Here is a 24,762-nt window from a genome sequence, read left to right on the forward strand (position 1 = left end):
TACATTAGTGCAATATTTTAGCTAAAATATTTAGAAAAAAATCTTAAATTATATTTAAGCCAATAATTTTTTAACCATTTCATTAATTCTTTTACCAACTGCAACACCTGCAAATACTTTTGATGCACTTCCCATAACTTTTCCCATGTCTTTTAGGCTAGATGCATTTACTTCTGCAATAATTTTTTTCATACCAGATTCAAGCTCTTCATCACTTAGTTGCTTTGGTAAATATTGAATAAATATATCAATTTGGCTTTGCTCTTTTTCTACTAAATCATCTCTTCTTGCAGCACTATACTGAGAAATAGCTTCTTCTCTTTGTTTAATTCCTCTTTGAACAAGTTTTATTACTTCAGCATCATCTAAAACTCTTCTTTCATCTACTTCAATTTGTTTTATCATAGTATTAATAGCTCTAATAGAGTCTCTTTTGACTACTTCTTTATCTCTCATTGCTTGTTTTAAATCTTCACTTAGTTTTTCTTTTAAACTCATTTTTGCTCCTTTTTATTAATAAATTATAATATTTTATGAATTAAAGTTTTCAATTTTCTCTTCTAGTTCTAAAAACTGTTCTACCTTTTCTTCATAAACTATTTTTAGCTCTTCAAGCTCATTTGAAAGAGTTATTATTCCCATCTCTTCATAGTATTTTGGATCTGCTAAGAACTTATTTAACTCTTCAATTTTATTTTCAAGTTCTTCTATCTCTTTAGGTAAATTATCATAAGCTCTTTGTTCATTAAAAGATAGTTTTGTCTGTTTTTTAGGTTCTTTTTTATTTGAAATAGAAACACTCTTCTCTTTTTGGATCTCCAGTTCTAAATTATCAAGTTCTTTTATTTCTTTTTCAATTTGTAAATATTCACTATATGCTTGGAAACTCTCCATAATATAACCATTTCCAGTAAATACAAAAAGTTTTTTTGCAATTTTATCTACAAAATATCTATCATGAGATACAAATATTAAAGCTCCTTGAAAGTTTTGTAAGTACTCTTCTAAAATATTTATTGTAGGAATATCTAAATCGTTTGTAGGCTCATCAAGAATCATACAATCAACTCTTTTTGTAAAAAGAAGAGCAAGAGCAACTCTGTTTTTCTCTCCACCACTTAAAACACCAACTTTTTTATCTAAATACTCTTTTGGAAATAAAAAGTTTTTTAAATATCCATAAACATGCATATTTCTTCCATCATCTAAAATTACTCTATCTCCACCATTTGGACAAAATATTTCTATGATTGTTTTATCTTCATCAAGCATTTCTCGCTGTTGATCAAAATATCCTATTTCAAAATCGCCTTTTTTAAAGCTTCCTTTATCAATTTTTAATTTTTCCATAAATATTTTTAGAAGAGTTGATTTTCCACTTCCGTTTGGACCAACAATTGCAATAGTATCTTTTTGTAAAATTCTAGTTGTAAAATCTTTGATTAGATTTTTTTCTCCTAAAGATTTGTAAACATTATCAAGCTCATAAAGCATTTTTTTTCTATTTTGTTGTTTATCATCACTATTAAATGATTTTTGTTCTCTTTGAAGTTCTAAACTCATTTTTTTAATAGCTGCTGGATTTGATTTTGCTTTTTGTTTTAAATCAAAATATTCTGATTTCCTTCTTTCATTTCTTTTTCTTCTGGCTGTAACTCCGTGTTGCATCCAATGTGCTTCTTGCTTTACAAGTCTTAAAAGATTTTCATGCTCTTTTTGCATATTCGATAATATTTGAGATTTTTGTTCAAGATAAGATGAATAACCACCATTGAATTTTCTAAGTTCTCCACCATCAACTTCAATAACACTTGTTGCAATATTATCAATAAAATATCTATCGTGAGATATGAAAAGTAGAGTAAAGTTATTTTTCAAAAGTAGCTCTTCTAAAAACTCAACCATATAAACATCTAAATGATTCGTAGGTTCATCAAGAAGTAAAACATCAGGTTTTTTTAGGATTAAACCAGCTAAGCTAACTCTTCTTTGCTCTCCACCACTTAGAAGATTTACATCTTTAAATTCATATTGTTTTAATTGAAACTCTTCTAAAACCCTTTCAATCATATTCTCTAAATCCCAAGCATTATGGAAATCTAAAAAAGATGAGAGTTCACTTTGTTTTCTTAGTAAATCTTCATTTTCGTACTCTGTTACTAAACGATTTGTTATTTTTTCATATTCTGATTTTGCTTCTTTTAACTCTACAAGTTGGTTTTCAATTGCATTTCGTACATTTAAGTTTGCTTCAAACTTTGGTTGCTGGTCTAGCATCTCTATTTTTATACTTTTATCAATAGCCATCTCCCCACTATCTGGCTCTACTGATTTCATAATTATTTTAAAAAGTGTTGATTTTCCTTGTCCATTTTGTCCAATCACTGCAACTCTTTGCCCTTGTTGAAGAGTGAAGTTTGCATCTTTTAAAATAACTTTAATATCATATTGTTTTGAGATGTTTTGTAAGTCGATTAATGCCATATAAAAAAACCTTTAATTTTTAAAAATCACATTTTATCTAAAATTGTGTTATATATGGCTTTTCTTTATATTAATAGTTTATTGGTGATTATATACAATACTAAGTTCTATAACAACTTCACATCCATTTTCATGATTCTTTAAATCTATTTTCCCATTCATTTTATTTATAATTAATTTACCCAAATAAAGACCAATTCCTGTACAATCTTTTTTTGATGTAATATATGGTTCAAAGTAGTTGTCTATTAAAACTCCAATACCATTATCTTTTATTGAAATTATTAATATATTTTCTTCTTTTTTTATATCAATAAAAATATTACCAATAAAATCTTTATTGTTTTTTTGTTTTTCTTCTATACTTTGAGCAGCATTTGTTAAGATATTTAGAATTACTTGCTTAAATTCATTCTCTTTTCCAAATACTAAAGAGTTTTTATTTGATTCTTGAGAAAAGATTATTTTTATATTTTTTATAATAAATGAAGGTTCTATAAAGGAACACATTTTTTTAATTGAAGAGTAAGGAGAAAAAGTATTTTCTTGACTATAAGGAGATAAAAAACTATTAAAATCATTTAAAGTTTCAAACATAAATTTTGTTTTATTAGAAATATTATTTAAAATGATTTCTATATCTTTTTTATTTTCATTAGGAATGTTTTCAGAATTCTCTAATTTATCTAATAAAATATTTGTTTCTAAAAATATTATAGAAAGAGGTTGCTGCCATTGATGTGTAAGCATGGCAAAAGTTTCTCCCAATTCTTCTAGTTTTGATTTTTGTATTAAAAGTATATTTTGTTTTTCTTTTTTTTCTAACTCTATTTTGACTCTTTTTGATAAGTTTTTATTTAGTTTTAAAAGCTTTTTTTCTGCAACATCAAGTAAATAATGATAGAAAAAAAGTATTCCTAAAAATACAAAAAAAGATGTTCCAACATTTATAAAAGAGACAATATTAAAATAACTATCACTATTTAATATTAAACTAAACATAAATAAAAATAAACAAATAGCAAAAATAAATGAGATAAATAATCCTTTTTTTAAACCTTTTAAATAAAAAATAAAAGCTATGAAAGAAGAAATCCAAATAAAACTATTATTTTGACCATTTTCTGTATAAATATAAGATGTAATATTTAATATTACAATTGCTGCAACAATATTTGAAGCAATAGTTAAGTTTTTTGAATATCTTATATAAAATATGATACAAATCAATAAAATACTTGTTGAAAATTCTATAATAGCATATGTAACTATATCTCTATTAAAGAAATTATAGATTGATAAAGGTAAAAATAAAATAATCATGATTAAAAGAGTAATATTTAAAATAATACCTCTTCTTTGATTATTAGAATTACCTATAAAAGCATAGTTTGATGTAATAAGATTTTTCCATATTTTTTTCATAGTAAGAATTATATATTTTTTTACTTAATTAATTATTATTTAAAATTTATTATAAAATAAATAAAATTGAGACTTTATTGAGACTTTAGTTAGATACTCTTTTTAAAAAATGGATAAATATTATCAAGGGAAATAAATGTTTAAACAAGGAACAGAATTACTTAAAAATAAGAAATTAAATTTATTATATGCAGAAGATGATTTAGAATTAAGAGATAAAGTTGTTTATTTTATTAAAGATAAATTTGAAAATATTTATTTAGCATCAGATGGGATAGATGCTTTAGAAATATATAATAAAAAAATAGTTGATATTATAATTACGGATATAAGTATGCCAAAATTAACAGGAATTGATTTAATAAAAGAGATAAGAAAAAGAGATAAGAAAAAAAGATAATAAAATACCTATTATAATAATAACTGCACAAAGTGATAAAAAAAGCTTATTAGAAGCAATACCTTTAAATTTAGTTAGATATATTGTTAAACCTTTTGAAATTACTAAGAATAATTTAATAAATGTTATTGATGAATCAATAATTAGAATAAAAAGTACTAATAATATAGAAGAGTTTAATTTGACAGAAGAAATTGTTTATGATTATATAAACAAGAAGTTTATTTTTAATAATAAAAAAGAGAAAGCTTTGACTCAAAATGAGACTTTATTATTTGAGTTGCTACTTGAAAATAGAAATAATTTGGTATCTTTTGAAGTTATTGAAAATAGTGTTTTTTCAGATTCTATTATGACAGACTCAAGCTTGAAAAATTTACTACTTAGACTTAGAAAAAAACTTACAATTGATATTATTAAAACAGTAAGAGGATTGGGGATACTTTTACAAATAGATAGATAATTATGAAATAATTATAAAATTGAGACCTTAATAAGACTTTTCATTGTTAGAATCTTCTCTAAATTTATAATATTTAAGAATATAAATATAGAGGGGAGAGATAATGAAGAAAAAAATATATATTATAATTTTATTTTTAATTATAAATATATCTACTTTATATGCTGCACCACAAGGGGCAAATGTAGTTTCTGGTAATGTAAATATAAATCAAATAGGAAATATTACAAATGTTAATCAAACTACAAATAAAGCAATTGTAAATTGGCAAAGTTTTAGTGTAGGTAAAAATGAAGTAGTAAATTTTAATCAACCAAATATAAATTCAAGTATATTAAATAGGGTTGTCGGATTTGATAAATCATTTATAGATGGAGCTATTAACTCAAATGGAAAAGTCTTTTTAGTAAATCCAAATGGAGTGGTTTTTTCAAAAGATGCTGTTATAAATGTAGGTGGATTAGTTGCTTCAACAAGAGATATAACAAATGAAAACTTTTTAAGTGGGAATTATGTTTTTGAAGGTTCTTCTAGTAGTGGAATATTAAATCAAGGTAAAATTATATCTGCTGATAGCTCTTTAGTTGCACTTTTAGGACAAAATGTAATAAATGAAGGTGTGATTGCTGCAAAACTAGGAAGTGTAGTTTTAGCAAGTGGAGATAGATTTACTTTAAATCTAAATGGAAACTCTCTTACAAATTTAACTATAGATAAAGGTACATATAACTCACTTGTATCAAATAAAGGATTAATACAAGCAGATGGTTCGAATGTATATCTAACTTCAAAAGCTTTAGATGAGATAATAAAAGGTGTTACAAACAATGATGGAATTATTGAAGCTAAAAGTATAGAACAAGATAAAGGAAAAGTATTATTAGCTGGAGATAATATAAATGTAGATGGAACTATTGATGCTACACAAATTTTTGCTGGTTCTATAAATGATTTAAAAACTAATATTAAAAATAGTGCTATTTTAAAAGCTGATTTTGTGGAAACAAGTGGAAAAACATTAAATATAGAAAATGGTGCAACTATTAAAGCAAAAAAATGGCTTATAGATCCCGTTGATGTAACTATTGATAATGGAACAGGTGCTTTAGGTGGGAGTAGTGTTGGAGCAAGTATTATTGCAAATGCATTAAATAGTGGTACAGATATTACAATACAAGCTACAAATAATATATATGTAAATCAAGGATTTTCTTGGACACAAAGTAATTTAGAATTAGATGCTTTAAATAGTATATATATTAATTCAGTTTTAAATGGTAGTGGAACTGCTGGATTATCTTTAAAATATAATGCTGTAAATGGTAAGTTTTATACTCAAATGAATGCTGATAAAAATGGTAGATTTGATCCTTTAGATGGAACAAGAAATAATGGTGGAGAAGGTTTTGCTGGAAAAATTAATTTCTCAGGAAGTGGAGGGGTAAAAATAAATGGAGAAACATATACAGCTATTACAAATTCTGCAGAATTTAAAGCATTAATAAATGCAAGTGGAAAATATTATCTTGCAAATGATATTGTATTAAGTACAGGATGGATAAATCTAGGAACTCTTACAGGAAGTATTGAAGGATTTGGACACCTTATAACTGGTTTAGGAAGTACAACTCAAGGGCTTTTTCAAAATATAAATGGTGGGAAAATTACTAATATGGGATTAAATGGGACTATTTCAGGAAATAGTTCAAATATTGGATTCTATGCTGGACATTTATATGGTAATGGAAAGTTAGATAATGTTTATGCAAGTGGAAGTATTAAGGGAACAAATGATGTTGGAGGATTAGTAGCTAATATCTATGATAATGCACAAATAATACATAGTTTTAAATCAGGTAGAGTTGATGCAACAGGAAGTAATGCAGGAGGAATAGCTAGTAAAATATATGGTAACTCTAGAATCTATGATACTTATACTTGGTCTGATGTAAGTGCCTATAAGTCAGCTGGAGGATTTGCATCTGCTTTATATGGAACAGCACAAATACATAATTCTAAGGTAAATGGAAATATAGTAGAGACTATTGATAAAGCTTATGCTGGGAATAGTGAACCTAGAGGAGCTGGATTTATATCAACTATATCTTCTGGAACTTTAATAGATAATAGTCATGTTTATATTACAAATATAAAAAGTGGTAGAGATATTGGAGGTTTTGTTGGGTATTTGAATGGAGGAACTATTACAAACTCATCATCTAGTGCAAATGTAGAAGGTGGAAATAATACAGCAGCTTATTGGATAGGAGGGTTTGCTGGTTATGTAGATAATAACTCTGTTCTTAAAGGTAACATATCTAGAGGTAATGTAAAAGGATATAACACTTCTGTTGGAGGATTTGCAGGATTTGTTAGTGGAGGAACTAATTTTGAAGATAATCATTATTTACCTCAAAATATAGGCACTACTATTTCTCCAAATGTAAGTGGAACAAATAATGTTGGTGGATTAATAGGACATTCTATAGGAACTCTTACTATTAGTAATTCAAGTGCACAAGGAGTTATATCATCTACTGGAATTGGAACTGGAGGACTTATAGGATATAGTAATATAACAAATATAAATAACTCTTGGTTTGGAGATTTTGAACTAGATAGTAATAATAGATTACAGTTTGATGCATTAGGGAAGCCAATAAAATCTTTAAATATTAATTCAAAAATATATTCAAATAATTATGGAGTAGGTGGATATATAGGGTGGGCAAATAATGATACTTCTATTAATGGTGCTTATTTATCTGTTGATACTATATATGGATTAAGAAGTGTTGGAGGTTTAGTCGGAGAAACAGCAGCAAATACTTCTTTGTATGTTAAAAAAGGAATAGAAACAAGTACTGAAAATTTATCTAATAAATTAGGATATATTTATGTTAAAACAGATATCCATGGATTAAATAATAGTGTAGGAAGAGTAGGTGGAATTTCTGGATTAGTGTGGGATAATTTTGAAATAAGTGATACAAATATAGATATAAATAGAATCTATTCTATTGGAAATCATCAGCATGTAGCAGGGTTAGTTGGATATAAATATAGAAATATTGGTAATGTAAAAGTAGAAAATGTAAACCTAACTTTGCGAAATGATTTAAAAGGTGGACAATATCTAGGTGGACTTTTTGGGCAAATTGCTGGTGGAAATGTAAGTATAAAAAATACTCAAGTTGATTTGGGTAATCAAGCTTTAGAAGCTGAAGTTGAACTTGATCCAAATCCAAACCCAAATCCAAATCCTGAACCTGATGATGAAAATTTAGTAGATGGAACTACAAGCTATGTAGGTGGTTTGATAGGGTATTTACAAGGAAGTGGTACTGTAAATATTGAAAATGTAATAGTAAAAGCTCACTCAATCAAAACAAATGCGAGTAATTATATAGGTGGATTGATAGGTCATGATTCAAGTAGTGGTGCTGGAACTATAAAAAATACAAAAGTGCTACTAAATCCAACAGCTGGATTTATAGGAAATAATGCAAACAATGCTTCTTATGTAGGTGGTTTAATTGGTTATGCAAACTCAATTTATGAAGTACAAAACAGTGAAGTGCTTGTAGGAACTATCAGAGGTTCAAGCTATTTGGGTGGACTTTTTGGTTATGTTGTTGGTGCAAATATAAGTGATACAAAAGTAACAATTGACACTATTTTAGGTAGTTCTTCTTATGTAGGTGGTTTTGCTGGAGGAGTAGGGAATGGTGGATTAACTCTTGCAGGTGCAAATGAAGTAAGAGCAAATCAAATTCAAGGTACTTATTATGTAGGTGGTGTAGCTGGTGTGGTTACTGGGGCTACTTCAATAGATGGCATAAAAGTAACCGTTGCAAACAATATTTTAGGTACTAGTCATACAAGTAACAATGGAGCAGTAGGTGGACTTGTAGGACAAGTAAATAATACTTTGATTATAAAAAATGCCAAAGTAACAGCCCAAAATATCTACAACAGCCATGCTTCGGTTCAATTTATAGGTGGTTTGGTTGGTTACCAAAATAGCACAAATCAATATATTATAAGTGATGTAGAAGTAACAACTACTGGAACAATAGGTATCAAAGGCTATGCAAATATAGGTGGATTAATAGGTACAACAAATAGCACAAATGCAAACAACTCAATAACAAATGCCTATGTAAACTCAAGATTAGAGGGGTTTAATATAGGTGGGCTTATAGGACGAGGTGGAAATAACGCAAGTTCTAAGACAATCATAGACTCTGTTTACTACAAAGGAGATATTGTATCAAGAAGGGGATATACAGGTGGATTAGTAGGTTATGGATACACAACAGGTACTTATGAAGTAAACAACGCTTGGGTTGGAAACTATACTTTTGTTATAGATAGCTCTACAAACAGTATCACAAGTGCTACAAAAAACAGCGAAAACTACTCATTTACTTTCCCTACTGTTGGTACATATATAGGTGGAATGTTTGGGATTGTTGGAAATTTGAGTGTTACAAACTCTGGAGTAAACCTAAAAGGAAGTTTGATAGCAACTCATAGTGTAGGTGGAGTAGCTGGAAAAGTAGATGGAAGTTTTGTAGCACAAGATGTGCAAGTAAATATAGAAAATGATATTTATACTACAAGTGTTTATACAACTTCTAACACAAATACCTACTATTATGACTCTTTTGTTGGTGGGCTTGTTGGTTGGTTGAACAATGGAAGTGCCGCTATTTCAAATGTTGTGATAAATGCTAGAGATTTTTATGGTGTAAATAGTGGAGCTAGGAGTATTGGTGGGCTTATAGGAAGACAGTATGGAAACTATGCTTTTAATATTGAAGATGTAGAGGTAAATATAAATCAAATCAAAGGTTCTAACTTTTTGAGTGGTTTAATAGGAAGAAGTCAAGAAAATATACAAGCAACAAATAGTATAAAAGATGCAAGTGTAAAACTAACAAATGGTATAGTGGCAAATAGTGGTTATATTGGTGGTTTTATTTCAAATATTCACAATAACTCAACTCTTCTTATAGAAAATTCACTTTATGAGGGAAGTGTTAGTACAGGATACTATATTGGTGGACTTGTTGGTAGCTCTGGAAATTTAATTGTAAAAAATACAATAATTGGAAAAGCAGATAAATCAAACTATATAAGAGGTTCTTATGGTTTGGGTGGAGTTGCTGGTTATGTAAATGGAACTTTATCTTTAGAAGATGTGGAGATAAATTTTGCAGATATTACAGGAACTTCTTATAGAGTAGGTGGAGTTGCTGGATATGTAGCAGGTGCATTAAAAGTAGATGAAACAACAGTAAATATAAATAAAATTCAAGGAACTTATGATGTATCTGGACTTGTAGGAAGAGCAAACAATACTACTCATATTGGTATGGAAAGTGGTAGTTCTTTTGGAGCTAGAGTAAATACAGCTGAAATAATAGCCACTGCAAATGCAAGTAATGGACTAGGTGGGCTGGTTGGTTATGCAAATGCTGTGGTGTTTATCAAAAATTCTGATGTAGTTGCTACTACACAAATAAGAGCAAATAGCGGAAACAATGTAGGTGGATTAGTTGGTTATATGAGTGTAGCTACTGGATATAGTATAGAAAATGCTAGTGTTACAGCTCCACTTATTTATGGTGGTACTGGTGTAGGTGGACTACTTGGATATGCAAACAATACTGTTGGGACTAGAACTATTGCTAACTCTCATGCAAATGTGAACTTGGTACATGGAACTGGAAACTATGTAGGTGGTTTAATAGGAAACTCTAGTGGGGCGATAGCTGTAAATATATCTAACTCTAGCTTCGTGGGTGGTATCAAAGGAAAAGCTGAAATAGGTGGTTTAGTAGGTACTTTACATTCTATTACAAACCTTACAAATGTATATGCTGGAAATTTCATTATTACAAAAAATGCTGATGGTTCAATAGATAGTGCTAGTGTAAATAGTTCTTCAAACTATACAATAGATAGTGGAAATAGCTCTTATGTAGGAGGTGCTATTGGTTATACTAGTTCTGCTTTGACTGCAAACAATGTAGAGGTAAATTTTGACTCTATTAGTGGATATAGATATATTGGTGGATTTATAGGAGAGATTAGAGGAGCATTTACCGCAAATGGTGTAAAAGTAACAATAAATGGAAATATAATAGCAACAGAGTCTAGCGAAACAAATGTTGGTGGTTTAATAGGAAAAACTAGTGGAGGTGCTATTAAAATCACAAATACAGATGTAGAGTTTGACAATATCTTAGCATCAAATGGAAGAGTTGCTGCTGGGCTTATTGCTTGGCAATCTGGTAACTATATTGTAGAGCTAGAAAATATAAATGTTAATTTTAATAAAATAGAAGCAAAAAATAACAGTGTAGCAGGGCTTATAGCAGTTGATTCTAGTACAAATGCAAATAACTCAATAAAAAATGTAAGTGTAAATGGAGATTTATCTCTTACAGCAAGTGGGGCTTATGTAGCTGGTTTTATAGGAAATGCAAGTGGAAGTTATAATGTAGAAGAAAGTAGCTTTGAAGGAGATATTAGAGGAAATAATAGTTATTCAGCAGGTTTCTTTGGAACTGTTGGTAATTTAGAAGTTATAAATAGTAGTGTAAAAATTACAAGTAATCTTACAGGTACATATCATTTATCAGGTTTAGCAGGTATGGTAAATCATGGAAATTTAAAAGTACATAATAGTAATATTGAATTTCTAGATATTTTAGGGACAAGTAATAGAAATGCAGGATTAGTAGGATATGTAGGAAATGGGCTTATTGACATTGATAGAGTAACTATTAAAGGTGGAACAATTCAAGCTAGTGAACGAGTTGGTGGATTAATAGGAGATACTACAAGTTCTAATATTAATAATAAGATATTAAATACAGATATAAAACTTACAGAGGTAAAATCAACTAATTTAAATACAAATATTGGAACAGGTGGTTTTATAGGAGATGCTGCTCATACTTCTAAATATTTAGTTGAAAATTCAAGCTTTGTAGGTATTGTTTCAGGTGGTTCAAATGTTGGTGGATTGTTTGGTAATGTTGGTTATTTAACTATTAATAATACAAAAGTTGGAACTTTAGATGCTTCAAATAATGTTTTAAATACAACAAATATTAAAGCTAATGGTTCTTATGCAGGAGGAGTTGCTGGATATGTTCAATATAATTTAACAACAAATGGAATAAAAGTTTATGTAAATTCAGTAGAAGCTTCTACAAGAGCAGGAGGAGTTGCTGGACATACATCAATATTTAATGCAATAAATAGTGAAATAATATCTAAAAAAATATATTCATTTGGTACAGATACAGCTGGTATGGTTGGATATGGAAATGGTTTATTTAATATAAATGGTGCTTTTATAAAAGTAGATGAGATAATGTCAGGGACAACAACAGCAGGTGGAGTTGTAGGAGACTTTACACCAAATGGAACACATCTATTTAAAAATATAGATATAAATGTAGGTGAAATAAGTGCAAATTATCCAGTTGGAGGAGTTATAGCATATCAAGAAAATAGTGGAGCTATTTTAAATATAGAAAACATTAAATTTAGTGGATACTTACTTCAAAGAGCTAATCATGCTAGCCATGGAGCAGGTGGTATAGTAGGAACTGCAATGGGAACTGTAAATATAAAAGATAGTTTTATAGGAGAGTTTGAAGCAGATGGGAGTGCTAGTTCAAACCCTTCAAGTGAAATTATATCTAATGGTCAAAATTTAGGTGGACTTATTGGATTATATAGTGCTGGAATATTAAGTAATAATCATATCAATGTAAAAACACTAGAAAGTACTCAAAGCCAAGTTGGTGGACTTATCGGTAAAGCTAGAACAAATAGTTCAAAGGTGTTAGATAATAATAAAGTTAGTTTAGCAGGAATAAAAGGCTTAGCAAATGTTGGAGGATTAATCGGATTATCTGAAGGTGGATTAAATATTACAGATGCAAATTTAAATAACATTAGTGTATTTGGGGATGGAAATAATATAGGTGGAATAGTTGGTTCAATGACAGGAACTGGAGTTATAAATAATTCTAGTTTAATAAATAGTAGTGTAGAAGGCTTAGATTATGTAGGTGGAATTGTTGGTTTGTTTTCTGCAACTTCAATGAATGGAGTTTTTGTCAATGGTGATACAGTAAAAGGAAGAAACCAAGTAGGTGGAGTTGTTGGATATACAAATAAACCAATTACTAATTCTGGTTCAAACTCTAAAGTTGAAGCAACAGGAGATATGGTTGGTGGTTTTGCTGGACAAGTTGTAAGTGGTGGAAATATAAGTTCTAGCTACTCTTTAGGTGATGTAAGTGCTAAAGATATGGTTGGAGGTTTTGTAGGACAATTAAATGGAGGAACTATTTTAAATGTTTACTCTTTAGGAGCAGTAAACGCTAATGCACAAGTTGGAGGTTTAGTTGGATATGCTTTAGGTACATTTAATATAGGAAATAGTTATTCAGCTGGAAAAGTTACAGGAGTTGTAAGTGGTACAACAAGAGGATTAGTAGGACAATCTACAAAAGCACCTGTAAAAAGTTATTATCTTTTAGTAGGAAATGAGAGTTTAAATACGGATTCAAATAATATTTCAAAAACTATTCTTGAGATGAGGAATGGAGAGTTCTTTAAAGATATGGGGTGGAATATTGTAGTTGATGAAAATTTACCTGTAAAACTATTACCTCAATTAAGATGGACTTGTACAGGTGGTGTAGAGTTTTGCAAGGGAGCTACTCCAACAGATGGTAAAAACACTATTTGGGTTATTGGATTTGGTAAAGACTTAATTGAATATGAGTTAAGTGATAAAACAGATAACTATTCTAAAACAGATTATTTACCAACAGCTTGGGATTTAACTCTTGCTGGTAAATTAACTATAACAACAGATGGTAACTTTGATACAAATACAATATCAAATTGGATTTATGGAACAGATTATTGGTATACAGATAGTTTAGGAAATAAAATTGATAGTATTATAAATGTAAATGATAGTAAAACTGGTATTAAATTATTTATAAATACAGATGAATATATGGTTGATCATAGAGCAAATGCAAATCATACATATGGTTCATATGAAGTTACTCCAGTAAATGTAGAAGTAATTGCAAATGATTATACAAAGACATATGATGGAATTGCATTTAATGGTGGAGCAGGAGTTCATTATCAAGTTGAAGGAAAAGTTGCTAGCGGTTTATATGGAAATGATATTTTAGGTGGAACACTTGTATATGGTGGTTCAAGTCAAGGGCAAAAAGATGTAGGTAGTGGAGAATATATTATAACTCCTAGTGGATTATCTTCTACAATAGGAAATTATAATATTAGTTTTGTAGATGGAAAATTAAAAATAAATCCAGCAGAGCTTCATGTAAGAGCAGATGATGCTTCAAAAACATATGATGGTAAAGTTTATGATAAACTTCAAGAACATGCTATTTATAGTGGTTTTGTTGGAAATGAAGATTTATCTACTTCAGGAATAAGTGGGGATTTAACATATACTTATACAAAAAATGGAGATACAGGACATCCAAATTATGGAGTAAATTGTGAAGATAAAGGTGGATGTATAAATGCAGGAACTTATGATATATCTTTAGGAGGATTAAGTTCAAATGGGAATTATCTAATCGTATATGATGATGCACAACTAACTATTAAAAAAGCAAACCTTACTATATCTGCTGATGATAAGATTTTTCAATATGTTACAGGAGGTGGATATGATGGATATGATGGTAAAGATAATTACTCTTTCAAAGCTAGTGGATTTGTAAATGGTGAAGATAAATCTGTACTACAATTTAATTCAGATTTAAATCAACACTTTAAAGTTACAAATCACGGTATAGAATATACTGCACATAAAGATTCAAATGGAAATAAGCCTTTTAATTCAGGAGGATATTTAGTAGAAGTAGAAGGTGTAAATTCTGAGAACTATAATATTACTTATACTTCAGGACATTTAATAATTAGTCCAAATCCAGTACTTCTTAGAGCACAAGATAAAGTTGTCTCATATAATGGTAAATACTATACAGTCTCTGATTTTGTTGCAAAGCATTTTAATGCAAATGGAATGCAGCAAGGAGGAGATTATACAGGTGCTAATAATTATACTATGAATTTTAATGATTCAAATACAGGAGAAAATTTAAGTTTCTCTTGGGAATTTGATGGAGAAGCTGTTGGTGCAAAAGATGTAAAATTTGATAATGGTAATATAGTAGGATATGAAATAGGATTTAAATCTACTGGATTAATTAGAGGAAATTATGATGCAAATGGAGATTTTGTAGTAGATCCAAATAATGGAAATTTCTATGTAAAACAAGATGGTAGTGGAAATAATATTGTTGATGTATTTTTTGCTCCAGGAATGCTTATTATCAATAAAGCAGATTTAACAGTTGAAGTAAATAATGAAGAAAGAACTTATAATGGAGTAAATCAAAATTATGATGCACAAAATGACTTGACATATAATCATGGAAATCCATTAAACCAAGAACTTTTAGATGAATTAATAAGTCTAGGAAATGGTAGTTTTACATTTAAACAAGGTAGTAATATAGTAGATCCAAAAAATGCTGGATTATATAGTGTAAATTTAGATTCATCTTTCTTTACAACAAATAGTGATTTTAACTTATCAAATTATGATATTACAATTTTAGATGGTTCATTAAAAATAAATAAAGCAGATTTAACTGTAAAAGCTGATGACTTAAGTAAGACTTATGATGGTTCTTTATTCCATGATGGGAATGGAGTTTCTTATGTTAATGGTCTTCAAGGAAGTGATACATATACTGGAATTATAAAAGGTGATTTAATTTATGGTGGAAATAGTCAAAATGCTAAAAATGTAGGAGATTATATAATTACTGCTACTGGATATACAGCAGATAACTATAATATAATTTTCCAAGATGGAGTATTAAATATTACACCAGCTACATTAATAGTAAAAGCAAATGATGATAATAAAGTTTATAACTCTTTAGCATATAGTGGAGGAAATGGTCTTACTTATAGTGGGTTTGTTGGAGATGATACTTTTGCAAACTCTTTAAATGTTTTAGGGCTTAATTATAATTCAGGTTCTAGTAATCAAGCAATCAATTCTGGAACTTATACTATAACTCCAAGTGGACTTATAGCAAATAATGGTAATTATATTTTTGATTATCAAAATGGTGAACTAATTGTAAGCAAAGCAAATCTAATAGTAAAAGCAGATAGCCATCATATAAAATACAATGGACAATCTCATAAAAATACAACAGAGCATAGCGTAAGTTATGATGGTTTTGTAGGGAATGAAGATAAGAGTGTATTAATTGGGGTATTAGATTTTGATTTTTTAGGAAGTGATACAAATGTTGTAAATGCAGGAGTTTATACTATTTCACCAAAAGGATATACATCTTCAAACTATGATATTTCTTATGAAACTGGGGTTTTAGATATTGATAAAGTAAGTGTAGTAGTAACAGCAAATAATGATAATGTAGGCTATAAAGGTTTAGAATATAAATATGAAGATACAAATAAAACAGGACTTACTTATAGTGGATTTGTAAATGGTGAAGATGAAACAAATTCTTTAATTGATCTTTCTGGACTTACATTTGATTTACATGGTGCAAAAAATGCTGGAACTTATTCAATAACTCCAAGTGGAATAGATGCTATAAATTATGATTTTATTTATGAAGATGGAATATTAACTATAAATAAAGCACAACTTACAGCAAAAGCAAATGATGATAGTAAAACTTATGATGCACAAGCTTATTTAGGTGGAGCTGGATATACATTAAGTGGTTTTGTGGGAGATGATATATCAAATCCAAATGGTGTAATAGTAGATAGTGATAATCTTGTATATAGTGGAAATTCATTTAATAGTAAAGATGTAGGGAATTATACTATTTCAATAGGTGGATTGAGTTCAGAAAATTATGATTTTAACTATATAAACGGGAATTTAACTACAAACAAAGCACAAATTATTGCAAAAGCAAATGATGATAGTAGAGTTTATGATGCGACACAATATAAAGGTGGTGCAGGATATACAATAGATGTCAATCAACTTTTAGGAAGTGATACTTTAGAAACTATTGGAATAGATAATTCAGGATTTGTATATGGAGGAGACTCTTTTAATAGTATAAATTCTGGAATTTATGATATTGAAATATCAGGAATAAATTCAAAAAACTATGAATTTATATATGAAAATGGAACTTTACAAACAAGTAAAGCAGATTTAATTGTAAAAGCAAAAGATGGGGTAGAAATTTATAGTGGAAATAGTTATACAAATGGATATGGAGTTGATTTTAATGGATTTAAAGGCAATGATAGTGAAACTATACTAAATGGATTAATCTCTTATAGTTTAAATAATGCAATAAATGCTGGGACTTATAAAATAACTCCTAGTGGATATACAAGTGATAACTACAATATAAGATTTGAAGATGGTAATTTAACTATAAATAAAGCACAACTTACAGCAAAGGCAAATGATGATAATAAAACATATGATACTTTAGGATATATTGGAGGAGCTGGATATACATTAAGTGGATTTGTCAATGGTGAAAATGCAAATATTGCTGGAGTTATAGATAGTGAAATTATTTATAAAAATAGTGCAATAGGTGCAAAAAATGCAGGAACTTATACAATATCTATTGATAATTTATCATCAGCAAATTATGATTTTATATATGAAGATGGTAATTTAATTATAGACAAAGCAGTAGTTACTATAAAAGCTGATAATACAAGTAAAACATATGATGGAAAAACATACACAAATGATGATAGAAAATTTACTGCAATATATAGTGGACTTCAAGGATCAGAAACAGCTTCAGGTTTGGGATTAAATACAAATATAAGTTTTTTAGGAGATGCTACAAATGCAATAAATGCTGGGACTTATGATATTGATGTAAGTCATGCAGATACATTAAATTATACATTTATATCTGATACTCAAAAAGGAACATTAACTATAAATAAGGCAAAAGTTATAGTTAGTGCAAATAGTCAAACAAAAGAGTATGATGCAACTACATATAGTGGTGGAAATGGTGTTCAATATAGTGGCTTTGTAAATGGAGAAAATGAGACAATAGCTGGATTAACAGGTTTAAACTTTATTGGAAATAGTCAAAATGCAATAAATGTTGGAGAGTATAATATAAGTCCAAATGGTATAAGTGCAAGTAATTATGATTTTGTATATGTAGATGGTACTTTAAAAATAACTCCTGCTCAATTAACAATAACAGCAGATAGTAAATCAAAGAAATATGATGGAGCTATTTATAATGGTGGATATAGTTATAAAGTAGAAGGATTAAAAGGGAGTGATACTCTTGATGAAACAAATAAATCTTATTTTATTGTAAAAGGTAATGAACTATATACAGAGTCAAATGCACCAAATAATGCTGGAGTTTATTTAATTAAAATTGATGGGCTTGAAAATCAAAACTATAATATAAACTATGTAGATGGAATTCTTGCAATTGGAAATAATCCATTGGTAATTACTGCAACAGATGTTACAAAAGTATATGATGGAGAAAATCATATTTTCAGTATTGATTTTTCTAATCCAAATAATTTTAGTGCAGTTGGATGGCAAGAAAATGACAGTTGGACAAGCTTAGGTGAATATTTGAACAATGATACAAGTAATACAAAATTAAATAACTTTAATATGAAATTTGTAATAAAAGATAATGGTCAAGTAGTGTTAACAAATTGGAAAAATGCAGGAGAGTATGAAGTAAACCTTGAAGCAACAAGTGGATTTGTTATGGGGGATTGGGATGCTACTGGTACTACATTTACACCAAATGCAAATGGAAGTGTAATGCTTTCAGGAGATTATGAAATACATTTTGCTCCTGGAGTTTTAAAAATAAATAAAGCAGAGTTAGATATTAGAGTAAATAATGATAATTTTATTTATACAGGACAAGAGTATAAAGGAAATGGGAACAATAGTTTAAGTGCAAATGGATTTGTAGTAGGAGAAAACTTCTCTAATTTACAAGGAGATATTAATTTCACATTTAATGGTAACTCTTATGCAAAGAATGCTGGAATATATGATATTCAAGTAGATGGATTGTACTCAGATAATTATAATCTTCATTTCTATGGTGGAACATTAGTTATTGATAAAGCAAAGCTTAATGTATCTGTACAAAATGATAATAAAGAGTATGATGCAAATGCTTATTATGGAGGTAGCATTGTTGTAAGTGGTTATGTAAATGGAGAAAATATTAATAATATAAACCAAAGTAATCTTGTGTTTACAGGAGATAGTCAAGGTGCTATAAATGTAGGAGAATATAATATATATGCAAGTGGATTAGAATCATATAATTATGATTTTATCTATAATAAAGATGCTAAACTAATAGTAAATAAAGCAGAACTAAGTGTAAAAGTAGATAATAAATCAAAAGTTTATGATAGTAATAATGTTACAAATTCTACTTTAACATATACAGGATTTAAAGGAAATGATAATGAAACTACAATAGATAGCTCATTATTAAACTTTACATTTAATGGAGATACTAGTGCATTAAATGCTGGAACATATACAATAATTGCAAATGGTTTAAATTCTGATAACTACAATATAACTTATATAAATGGAGAACTATATGTTTCTAAAGCAGATTTAATTATTAGTGCAGAAGATAAGTCAAAAGTTTATGATAATTCTATTTATACTGGTGGATATAGTGTAGTTTATAGTGGTTTTGTAGGAAATGAAAATCAAAGTGTATTAAATGGAAATTTAGATTTTGGTGGAAATAGTAAAAATGCAATAAATAGTGGAACATATACTATAACTCCAAGTGGATATAGTTCTAATAATTACAATATATCTTATATAGATTCTAATTTAATTATTGAAAAAGCAAAAGTTATAATTAGTGCAAATGATGATAGCAAAGTATATAGTGGAACAAATCAAAGTTCATCTACTGGTGTTATTTATAAAGTAGATGGAAAAGTTGGGACTGGACTATATGGAAATGATAGTTTAGGTGGTTGGAGTTTATCTTATGATGGAAATGTATATGTTAAAGATGCTGGATCTTATATTATAAGTGTAAATGGAGTAAGTTCAAATTCTAACTATGAAATAATAGGAACAAATGATGGGCATTTTGTAATTACTCCTAAAACTCTTACAATAAGAGCAGATAATAAAAATAAATCTTATGATAATTCTATTTATACTAATGGATATAGTGTAAGTTATAATGGTTTTGTTGCTGGAGAAAATAGAAATAATTTAGGTGGAACTTTAGCTTTTGTTGGAGATAGTCAAAATGCAATAAATGCTGGAACATATACTATTACACCTGTTGGACTTAGTTCAAACAACTATACTATATCTTTTATTGATGGAAATTTAAATATTGATAAAGCAAAAGTAGCAGTTAGTGTAAATAATGATCAAACTATTTATAATGGAATGGGACAAACAAGTAGTGCAGGAGTAGTTTACCAAGTAGATGGAAAAGCTGGGACTGGACTATATGGAAATGATACTTTAGGTGGTTGGAATTTATCTTATGATGGAAATGTAAATGCTAAAGATGCGGGGATTTATGATATTAAAGTAAATGGAGTTAGTGATAATCCTAATTATGAATTTGTAAGATTTAAAGATGGTAAATTTACTATAAATAAAAAAGATTTAATAGTAAGTGTTGATGATAAAACTATGATGTATAAAAAAGATATTTACAATGGTGGATATAGTGTAAGTTATGATGGTTTTGTAAATGGAGAAACAAATTTAGTTTTAGCTGGAAATCTAAATTATATAGGAGATAGTAAAACTGCTATAAATGTTGGTGAATATACTATTAAAACGAGTGGATTGAACTCAAATAATTATAATATTATTTATGAAGATGGAACTTTAAAAATAACTCCTGCAGAACTTGATGTTGTAGTTTCAAGTGTTAATACAATCTATAATGGAGGGACAATATTTACACAAAGTGGTGGAGCTACTGTTACTTTATCAAATGGTGGTGGAGCTGCTTATGATAATATAGATACTTTTATATATCAACATCATAATAAAAATGTAGGTACATATAGTGGAGTACTAACAGTTATTGGAGTGGATAATGCAAACTATATTATTAAAAACTCAAGTGCTGGAGATGTAACTATTGAAAAAGCTGATTTAGTAATAAAAGCAGACAATAAAGAAAAATATAGAGATGGAAAAGTATTTAGTGGTTCATATAGTGTAAATTATAAAGGACTACAAGGAAATGATACTATTTATGATGCTATAAATGGAAATATACACTATGTAGGAAATGCTATTAATGCTATAAATGTTGGGGAATATATAATTTCAATAGATAGTTCAAACTTATCTTCACATAATTATAATTTAATCTTTGAAAGTGGATTACTAAAAATAGAGAATAAAATTGAAGTATGGATGGATTCAATAATTTCAAGTATAAAAAATGGAAGTGCCACTGAAAATAAAGCTATGAGTTTTGATATGCCTTTAGAAAAATCATCTACAAGACTTATGAGTATGAGTGAAGGAGTAGAAACAGTAGTTGTAGATTTACAAACTATAAAAAAATCATCAAAAGGTTTAAACGATATAAGAATTCCTCTTGGAAGAAATAGTAAGATAGATTTAGTAGATGGAGGAGTAAAACTTCCATTATCTTTAAATCAAGAGTTTTATTTAGAATTAAAACCAGATGAAGATATTAATGAAGCTATTAGAGATATTTTAGATTCAAGAAATAGAATATAAAAGGAGAAAAGTTGGAAAGAAAACTAATATTAAAATATTTTGTTTTTTTGTTAATTGTATTAACAAATTTACAATCAGCGAAACTTGATAGACCTGCTGGAACAAACATGGGAGATGTTTTAAAGTCAATAGACCCAGATGAATTTCTGGAAAAAAGAGGAGAACTTTATAAAGCACCAGAAAAACCTATTTTAGAACCAAGTGATATAAATAAACCAAATGCAAGAATAGATGATAAAGCAAAAGTTTTTATAAAAACTTTTAGATTTTCTCATAATAGTGCAATAAGTAGTGAAAAACTTATAAAACTTGTGAAAGATTATGAAAATAAAGAATTAAATTTATATTCAATGCAAGAACTTACAACAATTATTACAAAATATTATAGAGAAAAAGGATATTTTGTAGCAAGAGCATATATTCCTGCACAAGAGTTAGAAAATAATATTTTAGAAATTGCAGTAATTGAAGGAAAACATGGAGAATTTAAATTAAAAAATAGTTCATTAGTAAAAGATGAGGTAATCTTGAACTACTTAAATAATATAAAAAAAGGAGATTATGTTTTAGATAATAAACTTGAAAGAGAGTTACTTATAATAGATGAATTAAGCGGTGCAAGAGTAATAAACTCTGATGTTTACCCAGGAGCAGAAATAGGAGAAAGTGATTTTCTAGTAAGCTTGGATAAAAGTGCAAAATATAGTGCATATGCTATGATAGATAATTATGGTACAAAATATACAGGTGAACATAGATTAAATCTTGGAGCAAATATAAATAGTATTACAGGAATAGGTGATATTTTAAGTTTTAATACACTTATTTCAGAAAATACAAATTTATTAAATTATGGACTTACTTATTCTAGACATATTGCTTATAGTGGATTAAATGGTGGAATAGGATTATCAAAGACTGACTATGAGATGGATAAAATGGGAGATTTTGAAGTTTTAGGAAGTTCACTAAATCTTAATTTATTCCTTTCTTATCCTCTTGTTAAAACTCATTCTACATTAAGAGCTATACAAATAAATTCAACTATAAGTAAAATGGATGATGAATCAGGACCAAAATCATATACGGAGATAGCAAAAAAACAAGATAGTAATTTAATGATAAAATTAAATGAAAAAAGACCTACATCAATTCTTTCAAGACCAGGAACCTTAAATGCTTATATAGGCTACTCTTTTGGAAATTTATCTATGGATAACGATATAGCAAAAGATACAGATCTTTTATTAAATAGTGAAGGTTTTTATCATAAAATAGTGGCTTATTTAGGACATCAACAATATATAGTTCCTAAAATAACTTTACAAACAAGTATAAAAATTCAGAAAAACTTGGGACGAAACTTGGATGGTGGACAAAGAATAAGTGTTGCTGGAAGTAATGGAGTAAGAGCATATGAAGATAGTGAACTAAGTGGAGATAGTGGATATTCAGCATCTTTGGATTTGATTTATTCTTTGCCAAACTTTAGTAATTATTTTCATAATATTTCAATTTTTACAGACTTTGCAGAAGTTAAAAGAAATACAAAAACATTTAATGATGATAAAAATAGTAGAAGATTAGGAGCATATGGATTAGGATATGCTTTTAGTTATAAAGATTTTAATTTTAAAACTACATATGGATTTGGGTTTGGTAGTGAAAAAGAACCAACAGTTGAAAAAGAATTTAGTAAAAAAGCTGAGAAATTTTTATTTCAAGCTATTTACCAATTTTAAGGAACTTATATGAGGTATTACATTAATCCTTTAATATTTTTAATACTTTTTACATCTTGTAGTAATAAATACAATATTACAAATAAAGATGAATATTATATGACTAAAAAAGAGTTTATTGAAGAGAGTAACTATTCAAAAGTTGCTCAAAATATTATATTACCAATAAAAGATAAAGAAGAAATATCAAAGAATGATTTAAAAAAAGTATATTTTGATTATGGAACTGCTTTTTTTGATATTAAATATAGAAAAATTATAAAAAAACATGCAATTTTCATGAAACAGCACTTAGATTTAAAGTTAATTCTTCAAGGGAATGCAGATATAGGTGGACAAAAAGCTGCTCATACTTGGTTGGCTTTAAATAGAGCAAAAAATGTAAAAGATCAATTAGTAAAATACGATATAGATGAAAACAGAATAATAATTTCTACAAATAGTAGTGATAATCCAATTATTTTAGGAAATAGTGAAGAAGCTTGGGAAAAGAATAGAAGAGTAGATTTTATCTACTATTAAAAAGGATTAAGATATGAATAAATTATTAATTTTAATAATATTTTTAATTTTAGGATTAAATGCAAATCAAATTACACTTGAAGATGATAAAGAAAAAGTACATAATTTAAATAAAATTATATACTTTTCAAGAGGAGCAAAAAAAACAAATTCTAATCAAAATATAAGATTGAAAAAACATGCAGAGTATATGATAAAAACAAAAGATATAAAGTTACTTCTAGAAGCTTATACTGATAATGTAGGAGATAGAGAAGTAAATAATTGGATGGCACTTGATTATGCAAAAGCATGTAAAGAGACTTTAGTAAAATATGGTGTTGATGCGAGTAGAATAAGTATAACTACTTTTGGTGCTAGTAAATCAACAAGAAATGAAATAAGAGATAGAAAAGTAGAATTTATATACTACTATTAAAAAATAAGGAAATAAATGAAAAATATAAAGATTTTATTTATAATAAATTTAATATTTATTACAAATTTATTTGCAGATTGTAAAATTTTAAATTTTGGAGAAGTACAAAAGAGTTCTAAAGGTTTTTTTAAAGATGAAATACCAAAAATTGTTGATTATCAGGCTTATTCCTCTGCTAAACCAAGATTAGTTAAAGATAATAAAGGAGAGTATCAATTTAAAACATTTATTGATTCATATAATGAGTTTTTTATCTATATAAGGGATATTTCCATAAAAACTTGTGAAACAAACGGATATAAAGGAATATCAAATTTAGATATTAAATTTTCAACAGATGATAAAACTTATTATTTTACTGCTACATTAAATTATTTTAAATAGATAAAAGTAGCAAAAAATTGCTAC

The 24,762-nt window shown here is 27.9% G+C and carries 10 protein-coding genes; 7 read left to right on the plus strand and 3 right to left on the minus strand.

Translation table 11 applies throughout. The features are described from left to right. Positions 1-54: 54 nt before the first annotated feature. From ATH_RS03915 to ATH_RS03925, 3 genes are all read right to left on the minus strand, one after another. Positions 55-498, minus strand: a complete 444-nt coding sequence (locus ATH_RS03915; RefSeq protein WP_066183501.1) for a GatB/YqeY domain-containing protein — start codon at positions 496-498, stop codon at positions 55-57. A gap of 33 nt (positions 499-531) precedes the next feature. After that, entirely contained in the window at positions 532-2,484 is a 1,953-nt protein-coding gene (abc-f, locus tag ATH_RS03920; protein ID WP_066183504.1) for a ribosomal protection-like ABC-F family protein, read from the minus strand. A gap of 78 nt (positions 2,485-2,562) precedes the next feature. Then, positions 2,563-3,909 carry a sensor histidine kinase gene (locus ATH_RS03925; protein WP_066390546.1) on the minus strand — a complete coding sequence of 449 codons (1,347 nt, stop codon included), beginning with the start codon at positions 3,907-3,909 and terminating at the stop codon, positions 2,563-2,565. Between the two features lie 136 nt (positions 3,910-4,045). Between ATH_RS03925 and ATH_RS03930 the strand changes: the two genes are divergently transcribed. The 7 genes from ATH_RS03930 to ATH_RS03965 all read left to right on the plus strand — a co-directional run bounded on the left by ATH_RS03930 (position 4,046) and on the right by ATH_RS03965 (position 24,738). Next, complete coding sequence (locus ATH_RS03930) at positions 4,046-4,309, plus strand: response regulator transcription factor (RefSeq protein WP_066390543.1); 264 nt, start codon at positions 4,046-4,048, stop codon at positions 4,307-4,309. Positions 4,310-4,490: 181 nt separating this feature from the next. Beyond that, entirely contained in the window at positions 4,491-4,772 is a 282-nt protein-coding gene (locus ATH_RS03940; RefSeq protein ID WP_066390540.1) for a winged helix-turn-helix domain-containing protein, read from the plus strand. 103 nt (positions 4,773-4,875) lie between these two features. Continuing rightward, complete coding sequence (locus tag ATH_RS03945; protein WP_066390537.1) at positions 4,876-21,672, plus strand: MBG domain-containing protein; 16,797 nt, start codon at positions 4,876-4,878, stop codon at positions 21,670-21,672. An 11-nt stretch (positions 21,673-21,683) separates the two neighbouring features. Continuing rightward, positions 21,684-23,414, plus strand: a complete 1,731-nt coding sequence (locus ATH_RS03950; protein WP_066183519.1) for a ShlB/FhaC/HecB family hemolysin secretion/activation protein — start codon at positions 21,684-21,686, stop codon at positions 23,412-23,414. Between the two features lie 9 nt (positions 23,415-23,423). Beyond that, positions 23,424-23,936 carry an OmpA family protein gene (locus ATH_RS03955; protein WP_066183522.1) on the plus strand — a complete coding sequence of 171 codons (513 nt, stop codon included), beginning with the start codon at positions 23,424-23,426 and terminating at the stop codon, positions 23,934-23,936. A 13-nt stretch (positions 23,937-23,949) separates the two neighbouring features. After that, positions 23,950-24,354 carry an OmpA family protein gene (locus tag ATH_RS03960; protein ID WP_066183525.1) on the plus strand — a complete coding sequence of 135 codons (405 nt, stop codon included), beginning with the start codon at positions 23,950-23,952 and terminating at the stop codon, positions 24,352-24,354. 15 nt (positions 24,355-24,369) lie between these two features. After that, positions 24,370-24,738: a hypothetical protein gene (locus ATH_RS03965; protein WP_066183531.1), complete on the plus strand. Its 369-nt coding sequence runs from the start codon at positions 24,370-24,372 to the stop codon at positions 24,736-24,738. The last annotated feature ends 24 nt before the right edge of the window (positions 24,739-24,762 follow it).

The organism is Aliarcobacter thereius LMG 24486 (genome assembly GCF_004214815.1).
GTDB lineage: Bacteria > Campylobacterota > Campylobacteria > Campylobacterales > Arcobacteraceae > Aliarcobacter > Aliarcobacter thereius.

Coding starts and splice junctions, on each gene's coding strand:
- ATH_RS03915 (WP_066183501.1), bottom strand. CDS start 498: ATGAGTTTAAAAGAAAAACTAAGTGAAGATTTAAAACAAGCAATGAGA.
- abc-f (WP_066183504.1), bottom strand. CDS start 2,484: ATGGCATTAATCGACTTACAAAACATCTCAAAACAATATGATATTAAA.
- ATH_RS03925 (WP_066390546.1), bottom strand. CDS start 3,909: ATGAAAAAAATATGGAAAAATCTTATTACATCAAACTATGCTTTTATA.
- ATH_RS03930 (WP_066390543.1), top strand. CDS start 4,046: ATGTTTAAACAAGGAACAGAATTACTTAAAAATAAGAAATTAAATTTA.
- ATH_RS03945 (WP_066390537.1), top strand. CDS start 4,876: ATGAAGAAAAAAATATATATTATAATTTTATTTTTAATTATAAATATA.
- ATH_RS03955 (WP_066183522.1), top strand. CDS start 23,424: ATGAGGTATTACATTAATCCTTTAATATTTTTAATACTTTTTACATCT.
- ATH_RS03960 (WP_066183525.1), top strand. CDS start 23,950: ATGAATAAATTATTAATTTTAATAATATTTTTAATTTTAGGATTAAAT.
- ATH_RS03965 (WP_066183531.1), top strand. CDS start 24,370: ATGAAAAATATAAAGATTTTATTTATAATAAATTTAATATTTATTACA.